This is a genomic window from Lachnotalea sp. AF33-28, from assembly GCF_003477885.1.
Lineage (GTDB): Bacteria > Bacillota > Clostridia > Lachnospirales > Lachnospiraceae > AF33-28.
Genome location: NZ_QUEE01000015.1, coordinates 56,440 through 67,902, shown reverse-complemented (window position 1 = coordinate 67,902; position 11,463 = coordinate 56,440). Strand labels below are relative to the sequence as shown.

Below are 11,463 nucleotides of genomic sequence, written 5' to 3'. Positions count from 1 at the left end.
ATGTCAATTGAATATTTAGGCTTAAGCAGTATCAGCGGTCCCCTGATTGCATTGGAAGGTGTGAGCGGCGCTGCCTATGAGGAAATCGTGGAGATTACAGTGGGCGGCAATGAGCGGAAGCTGGGCCGTATCATAGAAGTATATGAGGACAAGGCGATCATACAGGTTTTTGAAGGCACCGGCAACATGTCCTTACAGAATACCCATACAAAGCTGACAGGCCATCCTATGGAAATCGGCCTGTCCCCCGACATGCTGGGACGAACCTTTGACGGGATCGGCAGGCCGGTGGACGGTCTTGGCGAGATCGCGCCGGAGATGAAGCGCAATGTAAACGGCCTGCCGTTAAACCCAGTGACTCGTGAGTATCCGCGTAACTATATCCGTACCGGCATTTCCGCCATCGACGGCCTGACCACGCTGATCCGGGGTCAGAAATTGCCGATCTTTTCCGGAAACGGCCTGCCCCATGACCGCCTGGCCGCACAGATTGTAAAACAGGCTTCCCTGGGAAGCAATTCCGATGAGGAATTCGCAATCGTGTTCGCGGCTATGGGCGTAAAGAACGACGTAGCGGACTTCTTTAAGCGCACTTTTGAAGAGGCCGGCGTATCCTCCCATGTGGCGATGTTCATCAATCTGGCAAATGACCCGGTGGTTGAGCGTCTGATCACCCCGAAGGTGGCGCTGACAGTGGCGGAGTATCTGGCATTTGACTGCGGCAAGCATATCCTGGTTATCCTGACGGATATGACCTCGTATGCTGAGGCACTGCGTGAGGTTTCCTCCTCCAAGGGGGAGATCCCTTCCAGAAAAGGCTTCCCGGGCTACCTGTATTCGGATTTCGCCTCGTTGTACGAACGCGCCGGTATCGTGGAAGGGGTGAACGGATCGGTTACACAGATCCCGATCCTGACTATGCCCAACGACGACATCACACATCCGATTCCGGACCTGACAGGCTATATTACCGAAGGACAGATCGTTTTGGACCGCACACTAAACGGCCAGTCGGTCTATCCGCCCATCAGTGTGCTGCCGTCCCTGTCCCGTCTGATGAAGGACGGCATCGGCGAGGGCTACACGAGAGAGGACCATCAGGATCTGGCGAACCAGCTCTTCTCTTCCTATGCCAAGGTGGAGGATGCCAGAGCGCTGGCATCGGTAATCGGCGAGGATGAGCTGTCCGCTATCGATAAGAAATACCTGGAGTTCGGCAAGGCGTTCGAGGAACGATATATCGGACAGGGTGAGACAGAAAACCGGAGCATCGAGGAAACTCTGGATCTTGGATGGGAGCTGCTTAGCGTGCTTCCCAGAGAAGAGCTGGACCGTATCGATACCAAGGTGCTTGACAAGTATTATAAAGAGCGGTAAAAAGTGAGGGAAACAGATGAATCCAAACACATTTGCCACAAAAGGTAATTTAATCGCTTTGAAAAATTCCCTCGTGCTGGCCAGACAGGGCTACGAACTGATGGATAAGAAGAGGAATATCCTGATCCGCGAGATGATGCAGCTGATTCAGGAGGCCTCCAATGTCCAGACAGAGATCGACAGGACCTTTACAGAGGCTTATCAGGCTCTGCAGACGGCCAGCATGGAGCACGGCATGAGGTATCTGGAAGAGGTGGGATTTTCCGTACCGGTGGAGGATTCTGTCAGCATCAAGCTGCGCAGTATCATGGGGACGGAGATCCCGCTGGTTTCCTGTGAGACAAAAGATCTGGAACTGGTGTACGGTTACAATTCCACCAGCGAGTCCCTGGATATTGCCAGGCTGCAGTTTGAAAAGGTGAAGGAACTGACCGTAAAGCTGTCCACCATAGAGATATCGGCATACCGGCTGGCCGCCAGCATCAAAAAGACTCAGAAGCGGGCCAACGCGCTGAAGAACATCACGATCCCGCGCTATGAAAGCCTTGTTCATTCCATTACCAATGAGCTGGAAGAAAAGGAAAGGGAAGAATTCACCCGGTTAAAAGTGATTAAGAGAATGAAGGACAAAAACGCAGGCTGACAGAGCTGTTCTGTACCGGATCCGCCCGCGTTATAGCAGTAAACAGGAGTGCCGCAAAGGAACTTAAGATCAATTCCCTTGCGGCACTCCCTGGATATGGAGTATATATGGGGACTGTACCATATATACGAGACTATAAGGCGCAGGCTGTACCTGTGCCTCGCTACAATTATAACTCATATGAATAATATAATCAAGTGCCAATGAACCGCAAAATGCGATTTTATGAACATCCGATGCTTCTTGACCGGTTTCTTCGGTCAAGAAGATGAGCCGTCTGAACTGTTACAAAAGTGCTGCTGCGGCTAATTTTTTTTCATCTACTTGTTTAGATAGCGGGGTTCATGCTATAATGTCGACAGACATTCTCACTTTATTACATAGGAAAGTACTCCTATATAATAAAAACGCTCCGCGTGGATCGCGCTGCGGCGCAGCGGAATCATGTCGCTAAAGCGACCCGCCGCAGGCGGAGAATTTCGCGAGCGGGATTCTTTTTACATATCTTCTCCAGAAAGGCATAAATATGAAATTTCTTGATAAACTAACAGGTGTTTTATGCGCTGTTTCCATAATACTGATTTTGCTCATCACCTCTGTGGAAGCGGTGGTCTATTTCATACCCGGATACTTTCAGCGCGAATACGAAAAATACAGTGTGCCGGCGGCCATCAATGTTGAGATGGATGAACTTCTGCGGGTGACGGACGAGATGATGGACTATTTAAAGGATAAACGGGACGATCTGCATATCAACAGCATTGTGGGCGGGCAGCCGCGGGAATTTTTTAACCAGCGTGAGATTTCACATATGGAAGATGTAAAATCTCTGTTTATGGGAGCTATCTGGATACGGCGGATCTGTGCGGCTGTACTGGTTCTGGGTATCGCAGCGCTGCTGCTTAGGAAACGCCGCACCCTTAGAGTGCTTGCCAGCTCTTGCCTGGGCGTATCCGCTGTGATCGCCGCAGTGACGGCAGTCATAGCCGTATATATGTCCTCCAACTTCACTGCCGCTTTTAACCGGTTCCATGAAATTTTTTTTGACAATGACCTGTGGATTCTGGATCCTGCCACGGATTTGCTGATAAATATCGTTCCGGAGGGCTTTTTTGTGGACACAGCGCTGCGCATCGGGCTGCTGTTTGGCGGCAGCATGCTGGTCCTGCTTGCGGCCTCGCTTATCATTACCGTCAGAGGGGCCTGGAGCAGAAAAGGAAAACCAGGAAAGGAGTCCTCTGATGAAGTATAAGTTTTCCAGAACGCTGTGCTGTCTGATGGCAGCCGTCCTTATATGCGGACTGATCGGCCGCCCTGTCCATGCCACAGGCGCGGATGCCCCACCGGCCGGGGAAAACGGCCAGGAATCACAGGAAGACCAGCAGCCGGAGGCGCCGGCGGGCGGCGGTTACGTCACCGCACAGAACTGGCCCGAGCCGCCGGAGGTTGGCGCCGACGGGGTGATTTTGATGGACGCGGTGAACGGCACGGTCTTATATGCGAAAAATGCGGATCAGACTTTTTATCCGGCCAGCATCACTAAGATACTGACCGCTTTGCTGGTGATTGAAAACTGTTCTCTGGATGAAACCGTCACCTATTCCAAAGAAGCTATCTACAGCCTGATTTCCGGAGCAGCCGCCATCGGCATAGTGCCGGGAGAGGAAATGTCGGTGGAGGATTCCCTCTATGCGCTGCTTCTGCATTCAGCCAATGATGCCGCCAACGGCCTGGCGGAGCATGTGGCCGGCTCAATGAGCGCCTTTGCGGATCTGATGAATGAAAAGGCGGCCGAACTGGGCGCGAAGAATACGCATTTCAGCAATCCAAGCGGCCTGCATGCGGAAGACCATTATACCACGGCTTATGATATGGCCATGATCATGAAGGGCTGTATACAGAATGAGACATTCCTGCGGATCTGCAGTTCTTACAGCCACGATATGGCCCCCACCAATAAGATGGAGAGAAATCCGGTCTATACCAAGCACCGCATGCTGTTAAACGAATACCGGTATGAATACTATGTGGCGGGAAAGACAGGCTATACGACTCCGGCCGGCAACACGCTTGTCACCTATGCGGAAAAAGGCGATATGAAGCTGATCTGCGTGGTGCTGCACTGTCCCGGAAATGGCGTCGCCTATACCTCCACCCGCGCGCTGTTTGATTATGGGTTCGATCATTTTCAGATGTACCGCGTAGCGGATTATGATACCAGGTATACGCTGGACAGAAACAGCTTTTTTGAATCCGGCAATACGGCTTTTGGTGACGGGACGGTTTCTATCAATTTTGACGATAACGGATGGGTGATCCTGCCCTCCGGAACCAATTTCTTCGATACGGAAGCCAGTCTCACCTATATTGAGGACGAAAACAACAAAACTTCGGATTTTGCAACGGTAAATTATACCTACCAGGGCATGCACGTGGGATCTGCGAATCTTAAGATCACCACTGCCCAGGAGAATAAATTTGATTTCAGTTCCCATCCGGCCACACTGCCGGAGCAGGAGACTTTGGCCCCGGTGCCGGAAAAAACTGTGATCCGGATCAACCTCTGGTACGTCTTCGGGACGGTATTCCTTGTGGTTCTGGCCTTTATGCTGCTGATATTGGGACTGAAGATCCGCCGGAAGATGCACCGCAGAAGAAAATTAAGCAGCAGGCAGATTGACAGACTGAAATTCGGCTCTAAGAAACGCATAAAAATGAGAATGAGAAAGAAAAAGCGCAGATGATCATCATCTGTGCTTTTTCTTTCTCCGCGAAGCTCTTACCGCATCCTGTTTTTCCATGATCACGGCAGCTTCCTCTTCATTTACAAGCTTTAATGTCCGAACAGCAAAAACGCAGTTGTCCGCACCTTTTTTCAGCCGTATCTTGCCTTTGAGATAGCCGTGGCTGGGGCAGATGCACAGGCAGTAGTATACCTTGGAATTGCTGTTTCCGGCAAACCAGCGGATTTTTTTGCGAAGCATCTTCCCACACTGGTAACAGCGGGTTGCTGTTACCACTTTATCCGCCATGACCTCCTCTTTGGAGGTAAAAGGCATGGATACAAATTTGGAGTAACGGGGAAACTGCATGTAGATTTCCTCTTCCCTGCTCCGGGGCGGCCGGTAATAATCCACAGAAGCATAGTCCTTTACCAGCTCCAGGTTCATCTTCTGCATGATCAGCGCCGTGTACCAGGTATCGTCAAAAGCGCGGTGAAATACGCGGGGTTTTTCCAGCTTCAGATACTCTACGGCGTATTCCAGGGATTTGCGGCTCTTGCCGTCTTCGTACAGGAGGCTGAACAGCTTCTGCACATCAAAGAAAAACAGTGGCAGAGGCAGGGGATTTTCTATATGGTGATAGTCGATATTGCGCTGCAGTTCCGTCAGATCCATGGATCCCCATGTGCAGAAGCGATAATCCTCACCGCACCAGGCGATGAAGTCGGCAAAGACTTCCGGAAATAAACGCGATCTGTTTAGCTCGGCGGCCGGGATATGGAGCATTTCCTGAGTGCGGAAATGCAGTCTGGTATAAAGGGTGGGGCGTATGAGTTCGCTGAAATGACCGATATCTTCCCGGGCATCGTTCAGCTTTATGGCGCCGATCTCGACAATTTCAAAGGGGAGGGCGGGATTTTCATCCTGTTTGCCCGTGGGACACTGGTTCCATTCCAGGTCCAATAGGATGTAGTTCATTGGCTGTCTTCCTTTCGGAATGGTTTGGGGGGCGTTATTCCTACAGTATAGCATTATTATGGCGGGTCAGCAAGCATGGACTGGAGCGGGGACATGCAGAATGCAGGAATGGAGTTACTGTCTGTTCACGGTTGTCGTAAACCTACCGCGAATGACAGGGCAGAGTATGGTCCTCATAGGGACGCGCTCTCGCTCCGTGAAGCGCGCAGCGGTTCTAACGCTGCAAACTACGCAGCGAAAGAACCGGCGGGCTTCAAGGGATCCCTATGAGGACCATACTCTGCCCTGTCATTCGCTGCTTTATCGGCAGCGTGTGAACAGACAGTAACTAGGAATGCATTCGCGCCCGAACCAAAAACTAGATGCGGTATTATTGCTGGCATGATATAATATCGACAGATATTATATCGCGCTGATTTTCGTCTGCGAAGCAGACAATTACCGTAGAAAATCATGCGCATCCCCCCGGAGGGTCATGCCGTCTTGCCGGCATGACATAATATCGACAGATATTACGCCGGTATAAAGATAGAAGGAGATGGAAGAAGTGAAAACGGACGGGATTATTTTCGATTTGGACGGTACACTGTGGGATTCGAGGCAGCAGGTGGCGGATGCGTGGAATATTACATTAAAGAGGCTGGGCGAGGACTTTAGGACGGTTACGGTGGAGGACCTGACCAGGACGATGGGGATGCTGATGGAAGATATCTTTTTGAAGCTGTTTCCTCACCTGCCCAGGGAGAGGGTGCTGGAGGCAGGCAGGATCTGCTGCGACGAAGAGGTGGAGTATGTGGCGGCACATGCTGGCCTGCTTTACGATGGGGTGCGGGAGACACTGGAGGAACTGTCCGGGCGGTTCCCGCTGGCGGTGGTGAGCAACTGCCAGGCAGGATATATTGAGGCGTTTTATACGTCCTGCGGGATGGGGGGCTATTTTAAAGATCTGGAAAATCCGGGGCGCACCGGGCTGCCTAAGGCGGATAATATACGGCTGGTGGCGGAGCGCAACGGCATGAAGAACCCTGTGTATGTGGGTGACACCGCGGGGGATGCGGATGCCGCTAAAAAAGCAGGCGTCCCGTTTATTTATGCCTCTTACGGGTTTGGCAGTGTAAAGGAGTATGCAGCCAGGATAGATTCTTTCAGGGAGCTTGCAGGGCTTTTTAATTAATGGGAGGCAGGACAATCATGAAAGAGCTAAGAACAGTCATTGTCGCTTTTGGAAATATGGGGCGCGGCTATGCACGGTATCTGTGGGACGGGCAGATCAAAGGGCTTAAGCTGGCCGGCATTTGCTGCAGGAACCGGGAGGGTCAGGAGTATATCCGGGAGCATTATGAGGGCGTGCGCATCTATCAGAATGACACGGAGATGCTGGCCCATCCGGAGGAGTACGACGCGATGATCATTACGACGCCCCACAAAGAGCATGTGCGGGTGGCAGGACAGGCTTTAAAGCAGGGCACCCATGTGCTCTGTGAGAAGCCGGCGGGCATCTGCGCGGGTGAGGTGAGAATGCTAGCAGAAGAGGCCGGACGCCTGGACGCGGCTTATGCATTGATTTTTAACTGGAGGGCCCGCCCTTTGTTTCGCAGGATGAAGGAACTCCTGGAAGAAGGGGTGCCGGGACATATAACCAGAATTGTATGGATCTCCAACATATGGTACCGCACTCCCGCCTACCACAACGCCGCTTTATGGAGAAGCAGCTGGAACGGGGAAGGGGGCGGCGTGCTGATCAATCAGGGACAGCATCTGCTGGATATGTGGCAGTGGCTGTTCGGCGAGCCGGATGCGGTGCGGGCCTTTATTGATTTCGGGAAGTTTAACGATATTACGGTGGATGACAATGCGGATCTGTTCTTTGAGTATAAGGACGGAAGGAAGGGAACTTTTATCACCTCTACCGGTGAGGCTCCCGGCAGCAACCATCTGGAGGTTCACGGCAGCAGGGGCAGGTTGGTGCTGGACAGAGATACGCTGGTATTTGAAGAAAATGAGATGTCCACGGACGAATTCGCTGCCATAAACAGGGAGCCTTTCGGAAATCTGCCATGGCAGGCCAGAAAGATTGAGGTTGAGAAACCGGAAGGGACCGATCCGGAATATATCGAAATACTTCAGAATTTTGCGGATCATATACTCCGTGGAGTGCAGCTGATTGCGCCCGGATCTTGTGGTGTGATCCCGTTGGAGATGGCCAACGGAGCATATCTGTCCGCCTGGCTGGATCAAAAGATCAGCTTCCCCATCGACGACGGTCTGTACGGTGAAATGCTCAAGCGCAGGCAGGAAGAGGAACTGGCAAAGAATTGATTATTGCAAAATCGGCAATCGGAGTTATGATATTAATGGAATGGCTGTAGAAATATTTCAAACAATGAGCAGGAGGAAAATATGAAAACGATCTATACCTGCTTTCCGGGTGGAAAGCATAAAGTTCTGACCATGAGTTATGACGATGGGCGGGAAGAAGATTACCGTCTGGTGGAGATGTTCAACAAATACGGCATTAAGGGAACCTTTAACCTAAATGCAGGGATTGACTGGGATCCGAAGAGAATTCCGCTTTCCGAATACCGTAAAGTATATGAGGGGCATGAAGTGGCCTGCCACACCTATACACATCCTACGATTGAGCGCTGTCCGCTGGAGCAGGTGGCCGCACAGGTCTTGGAGGACCGCAAATCGCTGGAATCACTGATGGGATATACGGTGCGTGGGCTGGCTTACCCCAACGGTTCCTACAGTGAGGATATCAAAAAGCTGCTTCCGGCGCTGGGCATCCGTTATGCCAGAGTGGTGGGCAATCGAGACGACTTCGCCATGCCCAGGGATCCCTACGAATGGAAGGCGACCTGCCACCACAATCACAGGCTGCAGGAGCTGGGTGAGCAGTTCGTTGGGCTGTTCAAGACACAGTATCTGTACCAGATGTATGTGTGGGGCCACAGCTATGAATTTACCGACAGGAATAACTGGGACGTGATGGAAGACTTCTGTAAGCTGGTTGGCGGCCGCGATGATATCTGGTATGCCACCAATATCCAGATTATAGACTACATGGAGGCGGCCGGCCGCATGCAGTACGCCGCGGACGGAAGCTTTGCTTATAATCCCAGCGCATGCCCGGTTTGGGTAAGCGTAAACAATGAGATCGTGGAGGTTCCTGCGGGGACTCAGGTAAATCTGTAATCGGCAGCTTTTGGAGACATCAGGGTGAGGCAGAAGAGTAAAAATGCATTGGCACAGACGGTGCCGTACGGTAACCGGCATATGGATCAGCCCATACATATCAGTCAGAATATATGGCGGGCACGCAGATGGGAAGCAGCAGCTTCTCTTTTGCGTGCCCGCCTTTCTTTTGGGACTCGGTAAATCGCCCGGGGCTTTTAGGCCCCTTCCTCTGTTTTCTCTGCATTAGTCCGGCCGGCGAAATAGTTTTTACGGTAGGCGCTTGGGGTTACCCCGTAGCGCTCCTTAAACTTGGTCAGAAAATAGGCAGGAGTGTTATAGCCGAGCATTTTTGAAATTTCATTGATGTTCAGGCCGGAATCACTTTCCAGCAGCTGCATCGCCTGCTGGAGCTTCTTTTCCGATATATAATCCGAAAAGTTAATGTCCGCCCCTTTCTTGAACAGACGGCTTAAATGTGCGGGTGTCACATGGAAATGCTCCGCCATAGAATTTAAAGTTACTGTAGAGAGATGGCTGTCCACATACTGATAGATCGCTTCCAGATACTTCTGCTCGTGAGGGGTGGAGCTGCTTTCCGCCATCTCGCGGTAACTGGCCGCGCATTCCAGAAGGTAGTCTAAAAAAGGTTCCGCTCCGGCGCCCTGACCTATGACGGAGGCACTTGTCTTTGCAGTCAGCGGATGGGAAAAAGACCGGTCAATAAAAAAGCTTTTCATGGTATAAAAAGCAGCTTCCATAAAATCGTGTACGGCGTTATAGGAGTAAAAACCCGATTTTATCGCTTCCTTTTTTTCGGTGATGTAGGCATTCAGCTCATCGAAATGTTTTTCCTGCAGCATTTTGCGGATTGTGCAGATCGCGTTAGGATCCACCTGGTCCGGATTTTCTTCGCATTTTTCCAGATAGTCCTGGGACACGGTCCTGGCATAGCCCAGGATAAAGGTATAATGCAGCAGCCTGCGTATACAGCGCACGTCGCGGTCCAAACTGCTGTAGCTGTCGGCAGCGCTGGTATAATACAGATTAAAATCGCAGGTCTCAATGGTGGTATAGAGAAGCTGAATCAGCGCCTTGACCAGCACTTTCATATTGTAATCGCTGTAATTGAGGAAGCAGCAGATATAATCCTGCTGAATGATGACTGTGTGGGTCAGCTTACATACTGTGAGATAATCCTCGGAGGAAGCGCGGATCAGCTCTTTTAGTTCGGATGCGTCCCTGTCCGGTGCATTATCGTGGTACTGGATCAGCACACAGGAAAACAGAGGAAGCGGTGTGTCGGTAAAGCTGTCCTTGAGTGTGCGCGAGAGCGCGGCGGCGCTTGAGGCATAGAAAAGCCTTGCAGGCGCCGGATCCGCGCTGCCTGCTTTTTCCGCCTTGTGCACGAAGAACATGCTGATGGTAAAAAATATCAGGACACAGAGGATGGAAAACAGCAGGGGATACATCCATCCCTGCTCAGCAAGCGTACTGATACTGAACAAATAGGGCGCCTTGGGCTCATAGTAGACATAAACCAGCTTGGAAACGCCTGACGGAACATAATAAAAGGTATAAGGGGCGGGCAGGTCGGAAGCTGTGCTGGAGTAGAGCGTCATGGCGGATTTGCCATGGATGGCCTCGTTAATCGTGACGGTTGAAAGCACATCATTGCCTTCCACCGAAAGCACGTCTCCCTGGTTGAGCACCACAAAGGTACCCTTTTCGTTGAGCTCATTTATATCTACCCCGAAGAAATCCACGGGGGAGCGAAGCTGTGCCAGCGCGAACCCCACAGAGGAAAACCCCTCTTCTACGTTCTGATAGGATTTTATCGGATAGTAATAATAGGACTCTCCGGAAACCGGAGAAATGAAATCCGGATGGTCCGGCAGGTCCGTATTCAGTACAGAACGCACATAGTCAAAGCTTGTATTGACGCCGGAAAGGCTGAATCCGGAGTTCATGGCGGAGATCACCGCGTTGTCAGAATACCTGTAGAGTGTGATATCTTTGATCTGCTGATGGAACCTTAAACTGTCCACCATGGAGATTCTCATCTGAGTGAAGAAATCCACTTCAAAATCCGTATCCCTTTCAAAAAAGAGAGAAAAGGTGCTCTGCCGCATATAGCGGTCCAGATTGGATTCCATAAAACTGTACAGATATCCTTCGATTCTTTCGTCCAGCTCGGCGGCCGCGCGGTCCGTATACGCCTCAATTCTTGCCTTGCGTTCCTTGCGGATTGTGACGGAGGAGATGAGCAGTATGCAGAGCAGGAAAATGACTGCCAGTAATAAAAGTCCATAATAAATAAATTTCTGATTTTTTCTGATCTTGGTAATAATGCCGGGATTCATAATATTTGGTCATCTCCTTTTGTGTATGTCAAATATATATCATGGATATCATAAAATTACAAGTTTCAAAAAATAGCGGCTTACAGAGCGTTTAAGTAGAGAATAAGAAACATCAAAAAAAGAAAACTATATCAAAATTTTAGTAATTGTGAAAACGCCGCATTGATGATATTCATAGTTTACAGCGATAAACATATTGAAC

Annotated in this window: 9 protein-coding genes; 7 read left to right on the top strand and 2 right to left on the bottom strand. The window is 50.8% G+C overall.

Translation table 11 applies throughout. The features are described 5' to 3' along the window. From DWZ56_RS18150 to DWZ56_RS18135, 4 genes are all read left to right on the top strand, one after another. Window positions 1-1,377 (top strand): V-type ATP synthase subunit B, encoded by a 1,377-nt coding sequence (locus tag DWZ56_RS18150; RefSeq protein WP_118558024.1) that lies wholly within the window; start codon window positions 1-3, stop codon window positions 1,375-1,377. A gap of 16 nt (window positions 1,378-1,393) precedes the next feature. Further along, the gene (locus tag DWZ56_RS18145; protein ID WP_118558023.1) at window positions 1,394-2,020 is read left to right on the top strand and encodes a V-type ATP synthase subunit D; all 627 of its coding nucleotides are present in this window, start codon (window positions 1,394-1,396) and stop codon (window positions 2,018-2,020) included. A gap of 526 nt (window positions 2,021-2,546) precedes the next feature. Next, window positions 2,547-3,272, top strand: a complete 726-nt coding sequence (locus DWZ56_RS18140) for a TIGR01906 family membrane protein (protein WP_118558022.1) — start codon at window positions 2,547-2,549, stop codon at window positions 3,270-3,272. Beyond that, complete coding sequence (locus DWZ56_RS18135) at window positions 3,262-4,764, top strand: D-alanyl-D-alanine carboxypeptidase family protein (RefSeq protein WP_118558021.1); 1,503 nt, start codon at window positions 3,262-3,264, stop codon at window positions 4,762-4,764. The genes DWZ56_RS18140 and DWZ56_RS18135 overlap by 11 nt, the downstream gene beginning before the upstream one ends. A gap of 3 nt (window positions 4,765-4,767) precedes the next feature. Here DWZ56_RS18135 and DWZ56_RS18130 read toward each other — a convergent pair whose 3' ends face one another. Beyond that, entirely contained in the window at window positions 4,768-5,721 is a 954-nt protein-coding gene (locus tag DWZ56_RS18130; protein ID WP_176928184.1) for a 3'-5' exonuclease, read from the bottom strand. A gap of 538 nt (window positions 5,722-6,259) precedes the next feature. On the opposite strand from DWZ56_RS18130, the gene DWZ56_RS18120 reads away from it, so the two are divergent. The 3 genes from DWZ56_RS18120 to DWZ56_RS18110 all read left to right on the top strand — a co-directional run bounded on the left by DWZ56_RS18120 (window position 6,260) and on the right by DWZ56_RS18110 (window position 8,919). Next, entirely contained in the window at window positions 6,260-6,895 is a 636-nt protein-coding gene (locus DWZ56_RS18120; RefSeq protein WP_118558018.1) for an HAD family hydrolase, read from the top strand. Between the two features lie 17 nt (window positions 6,896-6,912). Next, entirely contained in the window at window positions 6,913-8,040 is a 1,128-nt protein-coding gene (locus tag DWZ56_RS18115) for a Gfo/Idh/MocA family protein (protein WP_158584654.1), read from the top strand. Window positions 8,041-8,121: 81 nt separating this feature from the next. After that, window positions 8,122-8,919 (top strand): polysaccharide deacetylase family protein, encoded by a 798-nt coding sequence (locus DWZ56_RS18110; protein ID WP_118558016.1) that lies wholly within the window; start codon window positions 8,122-8,124, stop codon window positions 8,917-8,919. Window positions 8,920-9,116: 197 nt separating this feature from the next. On the opposite strand, the gene DWZ56_RS18105 is transcribed toward DWZ56_RS18110, so the two are convergent. Beyond that, a complete protein-coding gene (locus tag DWZ56_RS18105) occupies window positions 9,117-11,261 on the bottom strand; it encodes a helix-turn-helix transcriptional regulator (RefSeq protein ID WP_118558015.1) in 2,145 nt (714 codons plus the stop codon). Window positions 11,262-11,463 lie beyond the last annotated feature (202 nt).

Bases quoted from the DNA above. Each gene is read 5' to 3' on its own strand.
- DWZ56_RS18150 (WP_118558024.1), top strand. From the start codon at position 1: ATGTCAATTGAATATTTAGGCTTAAGCAGTATCAGCGGTCCCCTGATT.
- DWZ56_RS18105 (WP_118558015.1), bottom strand. From the start codon at position 11,261: ATGAATCCCGGCATTATTACCAAGATCAGAAAAAATCAGAAATTTATT.
- DWZ56_RS18135 (WP_118558021.1), top strand. From the start codon at position 3,262: ATGAAGTATAAGTTTTCCAGAACGCTGTGCTGTCTGATGGCAGCCGTC.
- DWZ56_RS18130 (WP_176928184.1), bottom strand. From the start codon at position 5,721: ATGAACTACATCCTATTGGACCTGGAATGGAACCAGTGTCCCACGGGC.
- DWZ56_RS18145 (WP_118558023.1), top strand. From the start codon at position 1,394: ATGAATCCAAACACATTTGCCACAAAAGGTAATTTAATCGCTTTGAAA.
- DWZ56_RS18110 (WP_118558016.1), top strand. From the start codon at position 8,122: ATGAAAACGATCTATACCTGCTTTCCGGGTGGAAAGCATAAAGTTCTG.
- DWZ56_RS18140 (WP_118558022.1), top strand. From the start codon at position 2,547: ATGAAATTTCTTGATAAACTAACAGGTGTTTTATGCGCTGTTTCCATA.
- DWZ56_RS18115 (WP_158584654.1), top strand. From the start codon at position 6,913: ATGAAAGAGCTAAGAACAGTCATTGTCGCTTTTGGAAATATGGGGCGC.
- DWZ56_RS18120 (WP_118558018.1), top strand. From the start codon at position 6,260: ATGGAAGAAGTGAAAACGGACGGGATTATTTTCGATTTGGACGGTACA.